This is a genomic window from Microbacterium sp. Z10_103 (genome assembly GCF_058310455.1).
Genome location: NZ_JBZEGK010000001.1, coordinates 75,511 through 96,678, shown reverse-complemented (window position 1 = coordinate 96,678; position 21,168 = coordinate 75,511). Strand labels below are relative to the sequence as shown.

The window sequence follows — 21,168 nt, the reverse complement described above, 5'->3', positions numbered from 1 at the left end:
GACTCGTGAGGGCACGGTACCTTGCCCGAAAGCCCCCGCGCCCCGCCGCGCGGGGGTCGACCGCGCCCCGATGTCGGTGGTGCAGGAGAGGATGGAAAGGTGAGCGATGTGCTCGAACGCTTCAGTCCTGCCACCCAGGACTGGTTCCGTGGCGCGTTCGCGGCACCCACCGACGCGCAGATCGGCGCCTGGGATGCCATCTCCGCCGGCCGCCATGCGCTCGTGGTCGCGCCGACCGGGTCGGGCAAGACTCTGTCGGCTTTCCTGTGGGCGATCGATCGCGTCTTCCGTGAGACTCCGCCGACCGAGCCCGCAGCGCCCGCCGCACGCGGAAAACGTCGTGGTCCGGCGCCTGTGCCGCGCGGCACACGCGTCCTCTACATCTCGCCGCTGAAGGCCCTGGGGGTGGACGTCGAGCGGAACCTCCGCTCGCCCCTGGTCGGAATCGGACAGTCGGCGCGGCGGCTCGGTCTCGAAGCACCATCCGTGACGGTGGGCGTCCGATCGGGAGACACGACCTCCTCCGACCGGCGCAAGCTCGTCACCACACCGCCCGACATCCTCATCACCACCCCCGAGTCGCTGTACCTGATGCTCACCAGTCAGGCCGGCGAGACCCTGCGCGACGTGCACACGGTGATCGTCGACGAGGTGCATGCGGTGGCCGCCACCAAGCGCGGAGCCCACCTCGCCGTGAGCCTGGAGCGTCTGGACGCCCTGCGTCAGGCGCGCGCCGAGGCGGCCGGCCAGAAGTATCGGCCCGCGCAGCGCATCGGGCTGTCGGCCACCGTGCGCCCCATCGACGAGGTCGCCCGGTTCCTCGGCGGGGCGCAGCCGGTCGATATCGTCGCCCCCCGCGCCACGAAGGCCTACGACCTGCGCGTCATCGTCCCGGTCGTCGACATGCTCAACCCTCCCCCGCCGCCGGGCGCCGAAGCTCCCCCCGCGGATGCCGGCGAGGACTGGTTCGCCGAGAACACCGAGGTCACCGGGTCGGTGTGGCCGCACGTCGAAGAGGCCATCGTCGACCGCATCCTGCAGCACCGGTCCACGATCGTCTTCTCCAATTCGCGGCGGCTGGCGGAGCGGCTCACCGGACGCCTCAACGAGATCTACGCCGAGCGGCTCGGCGTCGACCTGCCCGAGCCGACCGTCCCGGCGGCGATGATGGCGCAGGCCGGGGCCAGCGCCGGGGCACCGCCGGTCCTGGCGAAGGCGCACCACGGCTCCGTGTCCAAAGAGCAACGCGCCCAGGTCGAGGACGAACTGAAATCGGGAACCCTGCGCTGTGTCGTAGCCACCAGCAGCCTCGAGCTCGGGATCGACATGGGGGCGGTCGACCTCGTGATCCAGGTGGAGGCGCCGCCGAGCGCCGCATCCGGCCTGCAGCGTGTGGGCCGTGCCGGTCACCAGGTGGGCGAGGTCAGCCGCGCGGCGCTGTTCCCGAAGCACCGCAGCGACGTCCTGCATACGGCCGTGGTGACCGAACGGATGCTCGCGGGCCGCATCGAGTCCATCGCCGTCCCCTCCAATCCGCTCGACATCCTCGCGCAGCAGACCGTGGCCGCCGCGGCGCTCGGCGCGATCGATGTCGAGGACTGGTTCGAAACGGTCAAGCGCAGTGCTCCGTTCCGCGCGCTCCCCCGATCGGCGTTCGAGGCCACCCTCGACCTGCTCGCCGGCCGTTACCCGTCGGACGAGTTCGCCGAGCTCCGTCCGCGGGTGGTCTGGGACCGCGACGCCGGAACGCTCACCGGCCGACCGGGCGCGCAGCGCGTCGCGGTGACCAGTGGAGGCACCATCCCCGACCGCGGACTCTTCGGCGTCTTCGTCGCCGGCGAGAAGCAGAACGCGCGGGTCGGGGAACTCGACGAGGAGATGGTCTACGAGTCCCGCGTCAACGACGTCTTCACCCTGGGCACGACGAGCTGGCGGATCGTGGAGATCACCCATGACCGCGTCAACGTGCTGCCCGCCTTCGGGCAGCCGGGCAAGGTGCCGTTCTGGCACGGAGATGGAATCGGCCGGCCTGCCGAACTCGGCGAGGCGCTGGGCAAGTTCTCCCGCGACGTGTCCACCGCCGGACGTGAGAAGGCGGAGGAGCGTCTCCGCGCATCGGGCTTGGACGACAACGCGATCACCAATCTCCTGTCGTATCTGGCCGAGCAGCGCGAGGCCACCGGAACTCTGCCGACCGACCGCACCCTCACGGTCGAGCGCAGCCGCGACGAAGTCGGCGACTGGCGCGTGATCTTGCATTCCCCGTACGGCATGCAGATGCATTCCCCCTGGGCGCTCGCCGTCAACGCCCGCATCCGCGAGCGCCTCGGTGTCGAGGGTGCCGCCGTGGCCAGCGACGACGGCATCATCGCCCGTGTCCCGGATGCCGCCGCCGAACCACCCGGCGCCGATCTCTTCGTCTTCGAACCTGAGGAGCTCGAGCAGATCGTCACCGACGAAGTGGGCGGGTCGGCGCTGTTCGCGTCCCGCTTCCGCGAGTGCGCGGCCCGGGCGCTCCTGCTGCCGCGGCTGAATCCGAACCGCCGTGCCCCCCTCTGGCAGCAGCGCCAGCGCTCGGCCCAGCTTCTCGAGGTGGCCCGTCGCCACCCGACGTTCCCGATCATCCTCGAGACGCTCCGCGAGGTGCTGCAGGACGTCTACGACCTTCCGGCCCTGCTGCAGATCGTCCGCGGGATCGGCGAGCGGCGCATCCGCCTCGTCGAGATCACCACCTCACAGCCGTCGCCCTACGCCCGTGACCTGCTGTTCGGGTACGTCGGCGCCTTCATGTACGAGGGCGACTCGCCGCTGGCCGAGCGCCGGGCCGCTGCCCTGTCGGTCGATCCCGGGCTGCTCGGGGAGCTTCTCGGCAAGGTCGAGATGCGGGAACTCCTCGACCCTGACGTGCTCGCGCAGTTCGAACGCGAGGTCCAGCGGCTCGATCCCGAACGACGAGCGCGCGGTGTCGAGGGCGTCGCCGACCTCGTGCGCGTGCTCGGCCCGCTGGACGCTCCCGAGGTTGCGGCGCGGCTGGACACCGAGGGCGATGCCGCACGCGAGGCGGCGGCGCACCTCGAGCAGCTCATCGCCGACCGTCGCGCGATCCCGGTGACGATTGCGGGGCGGGCGCGCGTGGCGGCGATCGAGGATGCCGCACGCCTGCGTGACGCGCTCGGGGTGGCCCTCCCCGTCGGGCTCCCCAACGCCTTCCTCGAGCCGGTCGCCGACCCGCTGGGAGACCTGGTCGCCCGCTACGCCCGCACGCATGGCCCCTTCCCCGCGGCGGCGGTGGCCGAGCGGCTGGGGGTCGGTGTGGCCGTCGCGCGACTGACGCTGCAGCGCCTGGAGTCCCAGGGGCGCATGGCGAGCGGCTTCTTCCTTCCGGTGCCTGCGACGGGCTCCGCGACAGGCGCGGCCGGATCCGTGGCCGGCGACGACACCGAGTGGTGCGACGCGGAGGTCCTGCGCCGCTTGCGGATGCGGTCGCTGGCGGCGATCCGCGGAAGCGTCGAGCCCGTTGCGCCCGAGGCCTACGCCCGGTTCCTCCCCGTGTGGCAGCACCTGACCCGTCCGCTCGAGGGCATCGACGGTGTCGCCGCGGCCATCGAGCAGCTGGCCGGCGTGCCCATTCCGGCGAGCGCGTGGGAGTCGCTCATCCTGCCCGCGCGAGTGTCCGGGTACGCCCCGGCGATGCTGGACGAGCTCACCGCGACCGGCGAGGTCGTCTGGTCCGGGCATGGCACCCTTCCCGGTCGGGACGGCTGGATCGCACTGCATCCGGCGGATGCTGCCCCGCTCACCCTCGCGGAGCCCGAGGACGAGATCGCCGCAGACAGCCTGGAGGCTCGGCTGCTGGAGGCGCTCGCTGCCGGCGGCGCCTACTTCGCGGCTCAGCTTCGCGCACTCACGAACGCCGACAACGAACAGTCGGTGATCGAGGCACTGTGGTCGCTGACGTGGTCGGGGCGGGTGACCAACGACACGTTCGCGCCCGTCCGCACGCTCGTGAGCGGCGGCGGTCAGTCGCACCGGGTCGCGCGTAAGGCCCCGCGCGCGCGGATGTACCGCTCGGCCACGCTTCCCCGCACCTCCACCCCGCCTCGGCCACCGGCGATCGGCGGACGCTGGTCGGTGCTTCCTCTCCCCGAGCCCGACCCGGCGCTGCGCGCCACGGCGACAGCGAGCCTGCTGCTGGATCGCTACGGGGTGGTCACCCGCGGCGCCGTGCAATCCGAGGGTGTCCCCGGCGGGTTCGCTCAGGTGTACCGGATCCTCTCCGGCTTCGAAGAGGCCGGGCACTGCCGGCGGGGGTACGTCATCGAAAAGCTGGGAGCGGCACAATTCGCCGCATCCACGACCGTCGACCGGCTGCGCGAGTTCGCCGGGCTGCCCGATCCCGCGCCGCTGCGCGCGGTGACCCTCGCCGCCACCGATCCCGCGAATCCCTACGGTGCCGCGCTGGCGTGGCCGGGCATCGAGGGCATGAACCACCGTCCCGGGCGGAAGGCGGGAGGTCTCGTCGTGCTGGTGGATGGCGCGCTGACGTTGTACCTGGAGCGCGGCGGCCGCACGGCACTCGCCTTCACCGATGACGAGGACCGGCTGGCCGCGGCCGCGCGCGACCTCGCCGGCACCGCTCGGTCACGCCGGCTCGACACCCTCACGATCGAGCAGGTCAACGGCGCGTTCGTGTACGGCACCGCCGTGGGCCGGGCGCTGCGCGAGGCCGGTTTCGTCGAGTCGCCGCGCGGACTGACCCTCCGCCGGCTCACCGCCGGCGATGCGCTGCGCGAGGCGTCGCGTGCCTGAGGGCGACACCGTCCACCGCACGGCCGAGCGCCTGGCCGAGGCGCTCGTGGGTTCGGAGGTGACACGTTTCGACGTGCGGGTGCCGCGCAGCGCGACGGCCGACCTCCGCGGGGAACGCGTGGAGTCGATCGTCCCGCGCGGCAAGCACCTGCTCGAACGCATCGGGGCGTGGACGTTGCACTCGCATCTGAAGATGGAGGGCCGGTGGGATGTCTACCGTCCCGGCGAACGGTGGCGGCGCCCGGCGCATTCGGCCCGCGCGATCATCGGAACGGCACGGGCGGAGACCGTCGGATTCGACCTCGCTCTGGTCGAAGTGCTGCCCACGTCGGAGGAGGAACGCATCGTCGGGCATCTCGGACCCGATCCGCTCGCCGAGGACTGGGATGCCGCGGAAGCGGCCCGTCGGCTGGGAAGCGACCCCCGTGCGGCCCATGTGGCGCTCCTGGACCAGCGCAACGTCGCCGGATTCGGCAACGAGTACGTCAACGAGATGCTCTTCGTCCGCGGTATCCCGCCCGACCGACCGGCGACCGACATCGACGCGGCCGGCCTCCTGGACGTGGGGGTGCGGATGATCCGCGCGAATCTGCCCCGCCCGCAGCGCACATTCACGGGCGACAGTCGCCCGGGACGGCGCACGTGGGTGTATCGGCGGGACGGCAAGCCGTGTCGGCGGTGCGGCACCCCGATCCGCGCCGGATCGCTCGGAGCGACGGCGACGAGTGAACGCAACGTCTTCTGGTGTCCCGTCTGCCAGGCGGACTGATCCCGCCCGACACACGCGGGGCGGCGGATGTCAAGACGGTAACGGAACCCCGGCGCAGGAGAGATCGTCGCATGTCAGGTGCCGGTGGATCGTTGAATCCGAGCATCACGCGTGGGAATGAAACGCGGCAGCGACTCGTTGATTTTTGTGTTGGCGCTGAGTGGCGCTGCCGGAGGAGAACGTGGGTAAGAACTACATCGACATCGAGAACGACCGGGGCGAGACGCTGCGTTATCGCAAGCACGTCAACGGTCGGGGCCTGATCGCGCACGGCGCGAAGGTTCATCCGAGCGCGCTCGTCGAAGCAGGGGCCTATATCGAGCCTGGCGCCCAAGTCGCCGAGGGAGCGCAGATAGGCCGCGGCGCATGGGTCGAGGCCGACGCGGTCATCGGACCTCAAGCGCGCATCGCGCCCCACGCGCACATCGGCTCGGGCGCGGCGGTCGGCGCGGGTGCGACGATCGGTGTGCGTGCCCACATCGGCACGCAGGCACGCGTGGCCGTGGGCTCCCTCATCCGTGACGATGAGAGCGTCCCCGACGGCGAGACCGTCGCGACCGACCAGCGCGGGCTACGCCTGGCGGCCTGACTCAGGCGAACACGAAGAGGACGAACGCGAGCAGGGGCACCAGCCCCTGCAGGGCGGCCGCGGCGAGATAGCGTCGGCCGGTCGTGACCAGCACGAGGGCGGCGCCCGCCATGCTGCCGAGACTGAAGAGCACAAGGGCGCGCCCGGCGACGTCGGCGGCCGAGTCGGGACCGCCGGCCCAGAACAGCACGAGCCCGAGGGTCGCGCCGACGGCGAGGAACAGGTTGTAGAAACCCTGGTTGTACGCGAGGGGACGCGTCGTCTCCGCCGCTTCCTGATCCGGCACCCCGAAGCGCCGCCACACGCGGGGCCTCCGCCATCGCACGCTTTCCAGCACGAAGATGTACACGTGCAGCAGAGCCGCCAACGCACCGAGCACCGTTGCGAGGATCGCCACCATGAGCGAACACTAGCGCGGCGACTACGCTGACGTGATGGCCAGAAGCGGCGGTTCGCGCGCGCCCCGGAGTCCGCGCGGGGGAAGACCTGTTCCGCGCCGCGCCGCGCCGACGGGGCGTCAACGATCACGCGACACCGCACAGACGCAGGCCCCGGCTCCGCCGGCGCCGCAGGAGCCGCGGACATTCCGACTGGGCGCCGTCCCCGGCGCGACACCCGGCAAGTGGATCTCCCTGTGGGCGGAGCGGATGCCGGAGGTTCCGCTCGAGCTGGTGCCCGTGTCGGTGTCCGATCAGCACGCAGCCGTCACCGGCGCCGCCGTCGACGCCGCGCTGGTGCGTCTTCCCATCGACGACGACCACCTTTCCGTGATCCCGCTGTACACCGAAGTGCCCGTCGTGGTGGTCGCCGAAGATTCGCACCTCACCGCGGTCGACGAGCTCGAACTGGCCGACCTCGCCGGCGAGGTCATCCTGGTGCCGCGGGACGATGTGCTCGGCACCGTCGTGCCCGGTGCCGTCCCGCCGTCCTTCGGCCGTCCCGCAACGACGGAGGACGCGATCGCGATGGTTGCCGCGGGCGTCGGCGCCGTGATCGTGCCCCTGTCGCTCGCGCGCCTGCACGCGCGCCGCGATGTCACTCACCGGCCGCTGCGTGACGGCCCCCCATCGACCGTTGCGCTGGCGTGGCCGCGGGATGCGGACACCGACGACGTTCAGACCTTCATCGGGATCGTGCGCGGCCGCACCGCGAACTCGTCCCGCTGAGTCAGTCGTCGAGCGTGCGGCCGTCATCCAGCCAGACGTCGGCGCGGCCGGCCAGCGCCCGCACGATGTCGGCGGCATCGGGCGGACGAGCGCCCTCGCGCGCGGTGAGGCGCACCCGGAGCGGATCGGCGAGGCGCAGACCCTCGGGCGGTGCGGGCCGAACAGGTGGCGGTCCGCCGGTCAACGCTTCGGTCAGGGTCTCCCAGCCGAGGCGGTCGGCGACGGCGCCCACGGCGGCGGCGGCGCCGGCATCCGCCGCCAGCACCCAGTCACGCACGTATCGATCCCTCCCCGCCGCCATGCCGCCATTCTCGCCGCTTCGCCACCGGGAAGACACCCCGACATCCGCCTGGCGCGGAGGCACCTAGACTCGCGTGGTGACTCTCCCGCTGCTCTACGTCTCCGCGCGTCCGCAACGGGCCGCCGCCGACGCAGAATACGCGTCGTTCCGCGAGGGGATGCAGCTCGACGCGGACGCGCTCGGAGCGCACGACCTGGTCCGCGACGACCTCCCCTCCGACGTCTTCGAGCGTTTCGGGGGGTTCGTCGTCGGCGGCAGCCCGTTCAACCTCACCGATCCGGCGTCGCGCAAGTCGGACGAACAACGCCGCGTCGAGTCAGGGCTCGAGCGCATCGCGGCCGAGGCCGCGGCATCCCGCACCACAGCGCTGTTCACCTGCTACGGCATCGGGGTGGTGACCCGGATGCTGGGAGGCGTGGTGTCGAGGGACTTCCCCGAAGACACCGGACCGGCCTCCATCCGCCTGACGAGCGAGGGGCGCGCCGACGCGCTCTTCGGGAACCTGGCGGCGCCGTTCACGGCGCTCACCGCGCACAAGGAGGGCACCGCGGCGGTGCCGCCGGGCGCGGTGCTGCTGGCCGAGAACGACGCCTGCCCCGTGCAGGCGTATCGCGTCGGCGACCGGCTGTACGCCACACAGTTCCACCCGGAGCCGACGCCGAAGGCGTTCACCGAGCGGATGGCGATCTATCGCCTCGACGGCTACTTCCCCGCCGAGGATTTCGACAGGCTCGCGGCGCGGGTGCTCGCGGCATCCGTCACAGAACCGGCGCGACTGCTCGCGCGGTTCGCGCAGATCGCGGGCGGCTGAACCCGGCGTCAGTCCCCCTGCGGACGGAGGAAGCGCAGCCCCGCCACGGCGACCGGGATGAGTCCCACCACCGCGCCGACCACGATCGCGGTGACTCCGATGGGCGTGCTGTGCGGCTCGCCCGTCAGGCGGCCCACCGCGATCCACGTCGCGCCCCACGCGACGGCGAGACCGGGGGTCACGCGCCATCCGCTGGCCCACGCCATGGCGAGGCCGATGATGCCCACGACGACGAGCACAGGGATGCCGAACGCGGGCGCGTACTCGCCCCACTGGGCGGGGACGATCTGCGTGAGCCACGCCGACGCGTTGGCCACCGTGGCAAGGCTCACCCAGCCGAGGTGGAGGCCCGTGACCCCGTCCAGGAGAACGGCATCCCATGCCCCGTCACTCGGGGTGCGGGTCAGGACCGCCTGGCGGAAGGTGATGCCCAACGCCACCAGCAGCAGCACGATCACGACCACTGTCAGCGGGAGGGTGCCGTATTGCGCGGCCAGGAGCCACAGACCATTGAGGACGGCGGTGACCGCGACGAGCCAGCCGAGCGTCCGCTGACGCGGATCTGCCCGCTGCGCAGGGAGCGCCTGCCACACCGCGTAGGCGACGAGGCCGACATAGATGACCGACCAGATCGAGAAGGCCGACCCCGCAGGAGCCAGATACGAGGCATCCGAGTCGAGGGCACCGTTCTGCACGTCTTGAACGGGCGTTCCGCCGAGGAGCCCCGTTCCGAGCATCGCGGCGATGAGCATGAACGACGTCGCCGACAGCACCACGACCTGCCGGACCACATCGCGAGCTGTCGCGTCGGTGCGTGCCGGGTCGACGCGTGCCGAGCCGGGAGGCTGAGAATCGATGGCCATACCCCGACGGTACGGGCCGCGCGACGCGTCGGCGCCGGGTTGACACCGCCCTGGCGCACGGAGCTATGCACCACGTCGGCCCCGCGTTAGGGTCGGGGCATCCCCCGTCCCTCGAGCAAGGAGCAGTCATGTCGAACGGCTTTTCCGCCCCCGACTCTTCGCCGGACCACGAGCCGGTCGATGAGGACCGGCCCGCCGATCCCGACGAGACCGACCTCGGCCCCGTGCCCGACGACGAGCGCCCCCTCGACCCTTCCGACCTCGCCGACGAGTCGCCGCTGGATGACGACCGCCGGGTGCGCCTCGATGCCGAGGACGACGACGAGGACGAGTTCTAGACCGCCGGGCCCACCACCACGGCCGAATCCGGAGGGATCGTCACGGTCCGCCCGTCCGAACCGCCGACCCCGCTGAGGGTGGCGCCGTCCGTCGCGAGCAGCACGACCGCATCCGGCAGCACCGCGCAGTCCGCGGGGGTGTCGGTGAGGTTGGCGAACACGGTGAGGCGGCCGCTCGTGAGCGTGTAGGAGCGCCCGTTCTGCGCGTCACCGACGATGGCTGAACGCGCACTCCACGCCGGGTCGGTCAGTTCGGGCCGCTCGCGCCGCAGGCGGGCGAGGTCGCGGTACAGCTCCAGCAGCCGCCGATGATCGCCATGGGATGCCTCGTCCCAGTCGAGCTTGGACCGGGTGAACGTTTCCGGGTCCTGCGGATCGGGGACGACCGACTCGTCCCAGCCCATCTCCGCGAACTCCGCGATGCGACCCTGGGCCGTCGCTTCGCCGAGCTCGGGCTCGGGGTGCGACGTGAAGAACTGCCACGGCGTGGACGCGCCCCATTCCTCGCCCATGAACAGCATGGGCGTGCCCGGAGTGGTGAGCGTCAGCACGGCCGCCACGGCCAGGCGCCCGTAGGGCAGGTTCTGCGACAACCGATCGCCGGTGGCCCGGTTGCCGATCTGGTCATGGTCCTGCGCGAAGGTCACCAGGCGCCACGCGGGTACCTCGGCAGGAACCGGGAAGCCGTGGTTGCGGCCGCGGAACGAGGAGTACGTGCCGTCGTGGAAGAAACCGCCGGCGGTGACCTTGGGGAAGGCCGCCGGATCGGCGAAGTCCTCGTAATACCCCACCGTCTCGCCGGAGACGGCGACGTGCACCGTGTGGTGCCAGTCGTCGCTCCACTGCGCCGTCAGGCCGTACCCACCCGCCTCGCGCGGGAGGATGAGCTTCGGGTCGTTCATGTCCGATTCGGCGATCGTGGTCAGCGGCCGCCCGAGGTGCGCGGAGAGCGCGTCGGCACCCTCGGCGATCTCACGCAGGATGTGCCTGGACCGCTCGTCGTGCAGCGCGTGCACGGCGTCCAGCCGCAGGCCGTCCACGTGGTAATCCCGCATCCACATCAGGGTGTTGTCGACGATGTACGAGCGCACCGCGTCTTCGTCGAGGTTCACCGAGTCGCCCCAGGTGTTGCGGCTGCCGCTGCGCAGGTACGGACCGAACTCGGGCAGGTAGTTGCCGCTGGGTCCGAGGTGGTTGTAGACGACGTCCTGGATGACGGCGAGCCCGGCCGCGTGCGCGGCATCCACGAAGCGCTGGTAGGCCTCGGGGCCGCCGTAGGCCTCGTGCACCGTGTACCAGAGCACGCCGTCGTAGCCCCAGTTCCAGACGCCGTTGAACCCGTTGACGGGCAGCAGCTCGACGTGCGTCACGCCGAGGTCGACGAGGTAACCGAGCTTGCCGATCGCCGCGTCCAGCGTCCCCTCGGGGGTGAAGGTGCCGAGGTGGAGTTCGTAGATCAGGCCACCGGCGAGCTGTCGGCCGGTCCAGGACGCGTCGGTCCATTCGTACCCCGTGGGGTCGAACCACGCCGACGCGGCGTGCACGCCGTCGGGCTGCCGCCGCGAACGCGGGTCAGGACGGAGGTCGTCACTGTCGTCGATGACGAAGCCGTACCGCTCGCCGTCGCTGAGGTCGACGTCGGCGAACCACCAGCCCGGGCCGGGAAGCGGTCCGGGCGTTCCGCGCCGGAGCGCGACCTCATCGACGACGGTCGTGCCATCGGCGTCCAGCCGCCGCATCCGGACCCGCTCCGCCCGCGGTGCCCACACCTCGATGCTCATCGCTCCTCCTTCCGCGAGTGCACGGGTTGCTCCCCAGTGCACGTCGTATCAACGTTGTCAGATCGTGCGCTCGACACGATGTCGTGCGCTCGATGCCATGTCAGGCATCCGGGACCAGCAGGGCCACGGGGTAGACAGACAGCAGCTCGGCCAGAGGCACCGTCGATCCCTCGTAACGCCGGCCGGTGAAGGCGTCCACGGCCGGGCCGGCATGCCGCAGCAGCTGCGTGTCGCCCCAGCCTCCGCGCCGGGACAGCCCGACCGGCAACCGGGTGGCCACGGCGAGCGCCCCGCCGCGGTCGAACGCGACCGCGTGAGTGGATGCTTCGCCCACGACCGTCATCGGGGTGTACCGGGTGAACAGCTCGGGCCGGTCACGGCGAAGGCGCAGCGTGCGCGAGGTGACGAGGAGCTTGGCCGCCCCACCCGCGTCGACGGCCGGCAGCGCGCCCCGCCCGAAACCCTCGTCGAGCTCGGCGAGCAGGGCCGCGCGCTCGGCGAAATCGACGGGACGGCGGTTGTCGGGGTCGACGAGCGACATCTCCCACAGTTCCGACCCTTGATACACGTCGGGCACGCCGGGACCGGCGAGCTGCAGGAGCTTCTGCGAGAGCCCGTTCGCCCACCCCGCCGCGGCGATCTCGTCCACGAACCCCTCGACCAGCTCCGCCGCGTGCCCGGTCGCCGCATCCACGACCGCGTGCATCGCCGACTCGAACGACTCCACCGGGTCCCACCAGCCGGTCGCCTCGGCCGCTTCGCGCGCCGCCTTCTCGGCGTACGCGTGCAGCCGCTCGGCGAACTCCGGTCCTCGGGATGCGGGCCACGCTCCGACGATCGCCTGCCACAGCAGCGCGTCGAAGGGTCCGTGTCCGGTGGTGGCGACCTCGCGGAACTCCTCCAGCACGCGCGCCCAGCGCTCGGGCATCTCCGACAGCACCGCGAGGCGCGCGCGGACGTCCTCGCCGCGTTTGGTGTCGTGGGTCGACAGTGTCGTCATCGCCTGCGGCCACGATGCGTGCCGCGCGGCCTGAGCTGCGTGGAAGTCGGCGATCGACAGGGAGAACTCCGACGGGTCGCCCCCGACCTCGGTCAGCGGGCCGAGCCGGGTGTACCGGTAGAAGGCGGTGTCTTCCACGCCCTTGGCCATGACGGGTCCGGTCGTCTGCTGGAAGCGGCGAGCCACCTCCAACGACGGGTCGGCGAGCACGGGAACAAGCTCTGCGATGACCTCGGTGAGGTCGGGTCGGCGTCCGGATGCCTCGGCGGCGGCGGCATCCAGGTGTTCGCGGCCCGCCGGCAGGTAGGAGCGGTACACGGGGAAGCACGCCAGGAGCTCGGCGAGCGCATCCTGCAGGACGGCGGCCTCGCGATCGCGCACCGCCGCGGGAAGCCCCCGGATGAGGCGGCGGATCTCGGCGACCTGGATGGTGTCGGCGATCATCCGCTTCGTGTCATGGATGAGATCGTGCCAGCTGGATGCGGCGGGGAGCCCGGTCTGCGTGCGCAGCCGCGCATCCAGAGCATCCAGGCCCTGCTCGCCGACGGGGTCGATGAGGACGCGGCCGACTTCGGCGAGCGCGTCGTACCCGGTGGTCCCGTCGGTGTGCCACCAGCCGGGCAGGGCCTCACCGTGCTCGAGGATCTTCTCGACCAGGACATACACGTCGCCGCTCGCGGCGGCGAGCTGCTCGAGGTAGCCGCCCGGGTCGAGGAGGCCGTCGGGGTGATCGACCCGCAGGCCGTCGGCCAGACCTTCGCGCACCCAGCGGAGGATCTCGCCGTGGGTGGCGTCGAACACCTGCGGCAGTTCGACCCGCACCCCCGCCAGGGTCGTCACCGCGAAGAAGCGGCGGTAGTTCAGCTCGGCGGCCTCGTCGCGCCAGAAACGCAGCTCGTAGTTCTGACGGTCCAGCACGGCTCGCACAAGATCGGGATCGGTCCAGGAGGCCCCGGTCGCCGTCGCAGGTCCGGCGTCGTCGATCGAACCCGGCGCGAGCGGGAACGCGTGGTCGAAGTACCGCAGGAGACCCGAGGGGGCATCGTCGGCGGGCGTGGGATCGATCACGAAGTCGCCGGCGGCGATGATCTCATCGACGGATCCACCGAGGACCGGCACGAGGACCCGCCCGCCGCCGTATTCCCAGTCGATGTCGAACGCGTCGGCGTGGACGGATTCGCGTCCGAGCCGCAGCACATCCCACCACCACCCATTCTCCCGGGGGTCGGAGATCCCCATGTGGTTGGGAACGATGTCGACGAGGATGCCCAAGCCCTGGTCGCGCGCGGACGCCGCGAACCGCGAGAGTCCTTCCGGTCCGCCGCGCTCGGGGTCGACGACGGTGACGTCGACCACGTCATAGCCGTGATCCGAGCCGGGGGTCGCCCGAAGCAGCGGCGACAGGTACGCCCACGACACCCCGAGGTCGCGGAGGTACCCGGTGACGGCGGCCGCCGCATCCAGGTCGAACGAACGGCGGATCTGCAGGCGGTAGGTCGAGAGCGGGCTGCGTGTCATCAGAGTTCCGGCTTGGGGGCGTGCCCGGGGATGTCGTCGGCGGTCGATGCCGCGACCTGCGCGGTCAGCGACGCGGCGACGGAGTGGTCGACCTCGGGCTCGGGAAGGTCGTGTTCGCACAGCACCACGAGGGACTTGCCCGCGAGCATCAACGCGGCACCGGGCGCGACGGGCTCGGTGTTGGCGAGCTCACCCGCCGTGTCGACGAGCACGTCCCACTTGGGGCTGAACTTCACATCCGGAACGTGGAACTCCACCGCCTCGTCGCCGGCGTTGAAGAGCACGATGAAGTGCCGGTCGAGGATCTCCTCGCCGCGGCGGTCGCGCTCGCGGATGCCCTGCCCGTTGAGGAAGACACCGATCGCGCGCCCGAATCCGGAGTCCCAGTCCTCCGGCTGCATCACCGAGCCGTCCGGCCGCAGCCAGACGACGTCGGGCATCGGCGCGCCCTCCTCCATCTTGACCGGGCGGCCGTTGAAGAAGCGCCCCCGGCGGAACGTCGGGTGGTCCTTCCGCAGGCGCGACAGCGCGGCGGTGAACTCGATGAGCGGCTGATCGGCGCTCTCCCAGTCGACCCACGTGATCTCGTTGTCCTGCGCATAGCCGTTGTTGTTGCCGCCTTGCGTGCGACCCATCTCGTCGCCGTGCAGGAGCATCGGCACGCCCTGGCTCAGGAGCAGCGTCGCGATGAAGTTCCGCTGCTGACGGGCGCGCGCGCCGAGGATCGCCGGGTCGTCGGTGGGACCTTCCACCCCCATGTTGTCGGAGCGGTTGTGCGATTCGCCGTCGTTGTTGTCTTCGCCGTTGGCCTGGTTGTGCTTCTCGTTGTACGACACGAGGTCGCGCAGAGTGAACCCGTCGTGGGCGGTGACGAAGTTGATGGATGCCACGGGGCGACGCCCGGAGTGCTCGTACAGGTCGGCCGACCCGGTCAGACGGGAGGCGAACTCGCCGAGGGCCTGCGGCTCGCCGCGCCAGAAGTCGCGGACGGTGTCGCGGTACTTGCCGTTCCACTCCGTCCACTGCGGCGGGAAGTTTCCGACCTGGTAACCGCCGGGACCGACGTCCCACGGCTCGGCGATGAGCTTGACCTGCGAGACCACCGGATCCTGCTGCACGAGCTCGAAGAAGGTCGCGAGGCGGTCGACCTCGTAGAACTCCCGCGCGAGGGTCGACGCCAGATCGAACCGGAAGCCGTCGACGTGCATCTCGAGCACCCAGTACCGCAGCGAATCCATGATGAGCTGCAGCGTGTGCGGGTTGCCGACGTTCATGCTGTTGCCGGTGCCGGTGTAGTCCGTGTAATAGCGTTTGTCGTCCTGCTCGAGGCGGTAGTACGCCTCGTTGTCGATGCCGCGCATCGACAGGGTGGGGCCCAGGTGGTTGCCCTCGGCGGTGTGGTTGTAGACCACGTCGAGGATGACCTCGATACCGGCCGCGTGCAGCGCCTTGACCATCGCCTTGAACTCCTGCACCTGCTGGCCGTGGCCGCCGCTGGAGGTGTAGGTGTTCTGCGGGGCGAAGAACGCGATGGTGTTGTAGCCCCAGTAGTTCGACAGCCCCTTGTCCTGCAGCGTGGAGTCGTTGACGAACTGGTGCACCGGCATGAGTTCGATCGCGGTGACGCCCAGCTTCTGGAGGTGCTCGATGACCGCGGGGTGGGCGACGCCGCTGTAGGTGCCGCGCAGCTCTTCGGGCACGGCGGGGTGCAGCTCGGTGAGCCCCTTCACGTGCGCCTCGTAGATGAACGATTCGGCGTACGGCGTCTTGGGCTGACGGTCCCCGCTCCAGTCGAAGAAGGGACTCACGACGACGCCCTTCATCATCGCGGCGGCGGAGTCCTCGTCGTTGCGGGAGTCGGGGTCGCCGAAGTTATAGCCGAAGACCGACTGCCCCCACGTCACCTGGCCGTCGACGGCCTTCGCGTACGGGTCGAGGAGGAGCTTGTTCGGGTTGAACCGCCGACCGTTCTCGGGATCGTCCGGTCCGTGCACCCGGTACCCGTAGCGCTGCCCGGGCTGGACGTTCGGGAGGTAGGCGTGCCACACGTACGCGTCAACGTCGACGAGGTCGACGCGCGTCTCCTTCCCGCGCTCGCCGAAGAGGCAGAGCTCGATGCGCTCTGCTCCTTCGCTGAAGATGGCGAAGTTCGTTCCGTTGCCGTCGAACGTCGCACCGAGGGGATAACTGGATCCTGGCCATACCTGCACGGACCAACGATACGGCAGCAGAAATACGCGTCCCGACCGTTGACCGGAGGCGCCCCGCCGACTATGCGCGGGCGGGCGGATGACGCAGGAGCTCGACGCGTTCGTCCAGATAGGAGGCGAGGGGTACGAGCCCGGCGGCGGCGCTCCACCGGACGGCGGCCACCCCGTCGCGTACGGCCAGCGGCGAGGTGGCCTCCGAGACCAGCGGGAGGTCCAGGCGCACCCATCCCACGTGGACCGACTCCCCCTCAGCGAACCCGCCCCGGCTCGCCGCAGCCGCGAGGGCCGCCCGCGCCCGCTGCGACTCCGCCGTGAAGCCGCGGACGGCCTCGGCGCGCGCACGGACGATCTCGCCTGTGGCCAGCACGGCGTCGTCGGTGAGAAGAAGCACGCCGAGGTGCCACGCCTCCCCCACCCGCACGATGCGCGGGGAGCGAGCGATGCCGAGGATGCGGCGGGGCGTCCGCAGCTCGCCGAGCGCCTCACGGGGAGCGTCTCTGAGGCGGCTGCGAGCGCGGGCGAGCAGCGTCTCCACCTCGGCGGCAGCATCCGTCATGGCATGCCTACCCGCGCCCCGCCCGGTGCCAGGGGGCTGGAGATGAGAAGTCCATGCCCCGATGCTACGGGGACGGTCCACGATCAGGCTGCCCGGCCCTGAGCCGCGCTCACCCGTCCGGTTCGAGGGCCGCCCGAGCCCGCTCGGCAGCACGTTCGGCGGCCTGGGCCCGCTCGCGCGCCCCTGCGCGCTCCTCCTCCATCCCCGCGACCTTCTCGTCCGCGGCATCCGCGTCGCGTTCGATGCGCGCCAGCTCCGCCCGCAGATCGTCGACCCGCTCGTGCAGCAGGTCAGCGCGCTCCCGCGCCTTGGTGAGCTTCCCCTCGATGCGCGTTGCTTCGCGTTCGGCTTCGGATGCGGCCCGGTCGGCGTCACGCGCGGCCGCTTCGGCGGCCTTGCGCGCGCGCCGTGCTGCCAGGTCGTCGCGCGCCGGGGCGGGGCGGTCGGGGATCCCGGGGACGGATCCGGCTACGGCTTCGGCGAGGTTCTCCGGATCGGTGCCGTCAGCCTGCACCGTCCGCACGAGACGTCCGGTGAGGATCGCCGCCCCGGCCGCCGCATCCACGATCGCGGCGTTGACGGTGACTTCGACCTCCTCGAGCACGGCGCGGCTGAGAGTGGTGCCCGCCTCCTCGGCGAGGGCGGCCGCGCGGCGCGCGAGCCCGCCGACGAGGGCGCGGCGCTGTCGTCCGAGCTTCGCCAGCTCGGGCGCGTCGAGATCGTCCTGCGCGTCGTGCAGCGCCTGCGACAGTTCGACGGCCTCGGCGAGCTGTCCGTCCCGGACCAGGAGGTTCACCGCCCAGGCCGCGACCGAGGGCTTGCGAAGAGCCTTGATGTTCTTGGCGAGGATGCCGGTCGCAGCGGCCGCCCGCTCGTTCCGGGCGACCGTGAACTCGACCGGCGGAAGGCCATAGAGGGCGGCAGCTACCTCGTCGAGCTCCTCGGCCGCTGCATCCGCCATGGCCCCATTCTGGCTCGCGGCCGCCGTCAGGCTCGCCGTTCCGCCCGCACAACCGCGGAGATCGTGGCCGACACGCCTCGACCGAGCGTCCGCTGCCGGCGTGTCGCGCCTGGGATCCGCGGTTATGCCCGGGGGCGAGGTGGTGCCCGTCGCGCCGGAGAGGTCAGAGCGAGACCGCGTCCGCAGCTGCCGCGGCACCGTGGATCTCCCGGTGCAGCCCCTCCATCCGGCCATCGAGTTCGGCTGCGGTGTCGGCGGCCTCTTTCAGGCTCGCGAGCAACTCGTCGGGCACCTTCCGGTCGTACTTGTAGTAGATCTTGTGCTCCAGGCTCGCCCAGAAGTCCATCGCGATGGTGCGGAACTGCACTTCCACCGGCACCGCGACCCGGCCGGTGGAGAGGAAGACCGGCACCTCGACAATCGCGTGCAGGCTCTTGTAGCCGTTCGGCTTCGGCTCGGCGATGTAGTCCTTCACGCTCAGCAGCGTGATGTCGTCCTGCTGGGTGAGCAGGTCGAACAGCCGGTAGGCGTCGCCCACGAAACTGCAGGTGATGCGGATGCCGGCGATGTCGGTGACCGCGGCCCGCACCGAGGGGAAGCCGGGGTCGATCCCTTTGCGCTGGACCTTCTCGACGAGGCTGTCCGGCGACTTCACCCGGCTCGAGACGTGCTCGATCGGGTTGTAGGCGTGCACCTCCTGGAATTCCTCGCGCAGGATCGAGATCTTCGTCTCGACCTCCGCCAGTCCGAAGCGGTACTCCATGAGGAACCGCTGGAACTCGTCGCGCATCGCCCGGAGGGCGGCGCCGGAAACGGTGATCTGCTGCTCGTCGAGCGAACCGGCCATGTCCCGCACGCTACGGGCGAGAGCTACGAGGGTCCTGTGAAGTCGGGGACTCCGCGCTCAGGGGGCCGCGGGGGCGTGCGGGGGGTGACGCCGCTCGAGGGCAGCTCCCTCCACATCGACGTTCGGGATGACCCGGTCCAGCCACCGTGGCAGCCACCACGCCGAGCGCCCGAGGAGGTGCATGACCGCGGGCACCAGCAGCATCCGGACGACGATCGCGTCGAGGAGCACGCCGAGGGCGAGGCCGAACCCCATCGACTTGATGATGACCGACTCACTCGTGACGAACCCGCCGAACACGGAGATCATGATGAGCGCGGCGGCGATGACGACCGTGCGCCCGGCGCGGAAGCCCTGCGCCACCGCGAGCCGCGCGGGCGCTCCGTGCACGTAGGCCTCCCGCATCCCCGTCGCCAGGAACAGCTGGTAGTCCATCGCGAGGCCGAACAGGATGCCGACGAGGATCACCGGGAGGAAGCTGAGGATCGGGCCCGGGTTGTGGACGCCGAACAGGTCGCCGAGCCAACCCCACTGGAAGACCGCCGTCACCGCGCCGAACGTCGCGAACAGCGACAGGACGAACCCGCCGGTGGCCAGGAGCGGCACGAGGATCGAGCGGAAGACCATCACCATGATGAGGAACGACAGCCCCACCACCACCGCGAGGTACAGCGGCAGCACGTCGGCGAGGCCTTCGGAGATGTCGATGTTGATCGCGGCCTGCCCGGCTACGCCGAGCTCGATGTCGCCGTCCACGGGAGGGAGCGCCCGCAGGTCGCGGACGAGCCGCTCGGTGGAGGCGCTGTTGGGCCCTTCGGCCGGCACGACCTGGAAGGCCGCGAGGGAGTTGTCCTCCGCGATCGCGACCGGCGCCACGGCGACGACATCCTCCTGGCCGGCGAGTTCGCGCGCCACGGCGAGCTGCGCGTCCTGCACGGCGGTGTCGTCGAGGCCCTCGGGGAGGGATGCGGTGACCAGGAGCGGTCCGTTGACTCCCTCGCCGAACGCCTCCTCGGTGGCGGTGTAGGCGCGGTAGGCCGGAGAATCCGCCGCCTCCGAGCCGCCGTCCGGCAGCCCGAGGCGCATCGAGAGCGCCGGGATCGACACCACCAGGAGAAGCACCACGGCCAGGAGTCCCGTCACCACCGCGCGGACGGTCGACATGGGCTCCACGGCGCGGCCCCGCACGCGACGACGGGTCTCGCCCGCCTCCGCCGATGCGGTCGGCGTCGCCGCCAGCCGGGCGCGAGCCCGGCGGCCGAGTACCCGCATCCCGGCAAGACCCAGGAGGGCGGGGGTGAGCGAGATGGCGATGAGCACCGCGATCGCGACGCTCGCGGCGCCCGCGGTGCCCATGAGGCCCAGGAACGGAATTCCCGTGACGTTGAGCGCGAGGAGCGCCACGATGACCGTGGTCCCGGCGAACACGACGGCGTTGCCGGCGGTGCCGTTGGCCAGGCCGATGGATTCGACCACCTCGGCCCCCTGCAGGAGCTGCCGGCGGTGGCGGTACAGGATGAACAGCGAGTAGTCGATGCCGACGGCCAGCCCCAGCATCACCCCGAGGATGGGGGTGACCGACGCCATCTGCACGACGCCGGAGAACGACAGCGTCGCCATCGCACCGATGCCGACGCCGGTGAGCGCGGTGAGGATGGGGAACGCGGCGGCCAGCAGCGAGCCGAGCACGACGACGAGAACGATGCCGGCGATGACGACACCCACCGCCTCGCCGACACCGAGGATCTGCGGAACACCCTGCGAGATGTCGGTCGAGAATGCCACCTCCACGCCGTCGATCGGCTCGGAGGTGAAGTGTGCCATCACCGCCTGCTTGGAGCTTTCCGGGAGCTCCAACCGCGGCTCGGTGAACGAGACGTTGACGAGGGCGGTCGCGCCATCCTCGGAGACGAGACGGATCTCGTCGGCGAACGACAACAGCTCCGCGCCGCGCTCGAGCTGCGCCTCCTGCTCGGGGAGGGCCGCGAGGCTGTCGGTCAGCTGCTGCTGCTGCGCATCCAACTCGGCACGGCCGGCGTCCAACTGCGCCTGCTGCCCGTCCAGCTGCGCCTGCTGCTGGTCCAGCTGCGTCGTCGGCAGGTCGGCGGCCTCGGCGCGCGCACGGGCGGCGTCGAGCTGCGCACGGCCGGCGTCCAACTGCGCCTGCGCCGCGTCCAGCTGCGCGCGACCCGCATCGATCTGCTGCTGTCCCGCCTCGGCCTGCGCACGGCCGGCGTCGAGCTGCGCGCGCCCATCCTCGATCTGCTGGCGGGAGGCGGCGAGTTCCTGCTCGGTGGCGAACGGGTCCACCACGTCGGCGACGTCGGGAAGATCGCCCGCGGATTCGACGAGGGCGGCGATCGCGGCGCGCTGATCGTCGGTGAGGGCGCTGCCGTCCTCCGTGGCGAAGACGACGGTGCCGGATGCTCCGCTGAAGTCGGGCAACGACTCCTCGAGCTCTTCGATGACGGCGCCCGAGGCGGTGCCGGGGATGTCGAAGCTCGAACTGAGCCCCTTGAAGCCCAGCGCGAAGCCACCGCCGGCGATGGCGAGCAGCGCGACCCACGCGAGAACCACCGTCCAGGCGCGGCGCGCGGCGAACGTTCCCAGGCGGTGCAGCAGCTCGGCCATGCGGTTCCTCCGACTCGC

General features: G+C 71.2%; 16 protein-coding genes. 6 read left to right on the top strand and 10 right to left on the bottom strand.

The window, feature by feature from the left end; genetic code table 11:
• Window positions 1-99: 99 nt before the first annotated feature.
• The 3 genes from AC4FS2_RS00420 (at window position 100) to AC4FS2_RS00410 (ending at window position 6,167) form a co-directional block, all read left to right on the top strand.
• Window positions 100-4,809, top strand: a complete 4,710-nt coding sequence (locus AC4FS2_RS00420) for an ATP-dependent helicase (RefSeq protein ID WP_491176005.1) — start codon at window positions 100-102, stop codon at window positions 4,807-4,809.
• On the top strand, window positions 4,802-5,578 hold the full coding sequence (locus AC4FS2_RS00415) for a DNA-formamidopyrimidine glycosylase family protein (RefSeq protein WP_491154485.1): 777 nt from the start codon (window positions 4,802-4,804) through the stop codon (window positions 5,576-5,578). Before AC4FS2_RS00420 ends, AC4FS2_RS00415 begins: the two co-directional genes overlap by 8 nt.
• 181 nt (window positions 5,579-5,759) lie before the next feature.
• The gene (locus tag AC4FS2_RS00410) at window positions 5,760-6,167 is read left to right on the top strand and encodes an LbetaH domain-containing protein (RefSeq protein WP_491154487.1); all 408 of its coding nucleotides are present in this window, start codon (window positions 5,760-5,762) and stop codon (window positions 6,165-6,167) included.
• A 1-nt stretch (window position 6,168) separates the two neighbouring features.
• Here AC4FS2_RS00410 and AC4FS2_RS00405 read toward each other — a convergent pair whose 3' ends face one another.
• Entirely contained in the window at window positions 6,169-6,567 is a 399-nt protein-coding gene (locus AC4FS2_RS00405) for a DUF1304 domain-containing protein (protein ID WP_491176003.1), read from the bottom strand.
• Between the two features lie 34 nt (window positions 6,568-6,601).
• Between AC4FS2_RS00405 and AC4FS2_RS00400 the strand changes: the two genes are divergently transcribed.
• Window positions 6,602-7,333, top strand: coding sequence for a LysR family substrate-binding domain-containing protein (locus AC4FS2_RS00400; protein WP_491176001.1), 732 nt, complete (start codon window positions 6,602-6,604; stop codon window positions 7,331-7,333).
• Between the two features lies 1 nt (window position 7,334).
• On the opposite strand, the gene AC4FS2_RS00395 is transcribed toward AC4FS2_RS00400, so the two are convergent.
• Entirely contained in the window at window positions 7,335-7,634 is a 300-nt protein-coding gene (locus AC4FS2_RS00395) for a hypothetical protein (protein WP_491175999.1), read from the bottom strand.
• 73 nt (window positions 7,635-7,707) lie between these two features.
• Between AC4FS2_RS00395 and AC4FS2_RS00390 the strand changes: the two genes are divergently transcribed.
• A complete protein-coding gene (locus tag AC4FS2_RS00390) occupies window positions 7,708-8,445 on the top strand; it encodes a glutamine amidotransferase-related protein (RefSeq protein ID WP_491175996.1) in 738 nt (245 codons plus the stop codon).
• A gap of 8 nt (window positions 8,446-8,453) precedes the next feature.
• Here the strand turns inward: AC4FS2_RS00390 and AC4FS2_RS00385 are convergent, their stop codons facing one another.
• Window positions 8,454-9,308, bottom strand: coding sequence for a TspO-related membrane protein (locus tag AC4FS2_RS00385; RefSeq protein ID WP_491175994.1), 855 nt, complete (start codon window positions 9,306-9,308; stop codon window positions 8,454-8,456).
• Window positions 9,309-9,436: 128 nt separating this feature from the next.
• On the opposite strand from AC4FS2_RS00385, the gene AC4FS2_RS00380 reads away from it, so the two are divergent.
• A complete protein-coding gene (locus tag AC4FS2_RS00380) occupies window positions 9,437-9,646 on the top strand; it encodes a hypothetical protein (RefSeq protein ID WP_491154497.1) in 210 nt (69 codons plus the stop codon).
• On the opposite strand, the gene treZ is transcribed toward AC4FS2_RS00380, so the two are convergent.
• The 7 genes from treZ to AC4FS2_RS00345 all read right to left on the bottom strand — a co-directional run bounded on the left by treZ (window position 9,643) and on the right by AC4FS2_RS00345 (window position 21,150).
• The gene (gene treZ, locus AC4FS2_RS00375) at window positions 9,643-11,427 is read right to left on the bottom strand and encodes a malto-oligosyltrehalose trehalohydrolase (protein ID WP_491175992.1); all 1,785 of its coding nucleotides are present in this window, start codon (window positions 11,425-11,427) and stop codon (window positions 9,643-9,645) included. The genes AC4FS2_RS00380 and treZ overlap by 4 nt on opposite strands.
• Window positions 11,428-11,527: 100 nt before the next feature.
• Complete coding sequence (gene treY, locus AC4FS2_RS00370) at window positions 11,528-13,945, bottom strand: malto-oligosyltrehalose synthase (RefSeq protein WP_491175990.1); 2,418 nt, start codon at window positions 13,943-13,945, stop codon at window positions 11,528-11,530.
• Entirely contained in the window at window positions 13,945-16,155 is a 2,211-nt protein-coding gene (gene glgX, locus AC4FS2_RS00365; protein ID WP_491175987.1) for a glycogen debranching protein GlgX, read from the bottom strand. Before glgX ends, treY begins: the two co-directional genes overlap by 1 nt.
• A gap of 61 nt (window positions 16,156-16,216) precedes the next feature.
• Window positions 16,217-16,711: a glutaminase gene (locus AC4FS2_RS00360; RefSeq protein ID WP_491175984.1), complete on the bottom strand. Its 495-nt coding sequence runs from the start codon at window positions 16,709-16,711 to the stop codon at window positions 16,217-16,219.
• Window positions 16,712-16,820: 109 nt separating this feature from the next.
• On the bottom strand, window positions 16,821-17,672 hold the full coding sequence (locus tag AC4FS2_RS00355; protein ID WP_491175982.1) for a transposase: 852 nt from the start codon (window positions 17,670-17,672) through the stop codon (window positions 16,821-16,823).
• Window positions 17,673-17,835: 163 nt separating this feature from the next.
• Complete coding sequence (locus tag AC4FS2_RS00350; RefSeq protein WP_491175980.1) at window positions 17,836-18,519, bottom strand: GTP pyrophosphokinase; 684 nt, start codon at window positions 18,517-18,519, stop codon at window positions 17,836-17,838.
• 57 nt (window positions 18,520-18,576) lie between these two features.
• On the bottom strand, window positions 18,577-21,150 hold the full coding sequence (locus tag AC4FS2_RS00345; protein ID WP_491175978.1) for an MMPL family transporter: 2,574 nt from the start codon (window positions 21,148-21,150) through the stop codon (window positions 18,577-18,579).
• Window positions 21,151-21,168 lie beyond the last annotated feature (18 nt).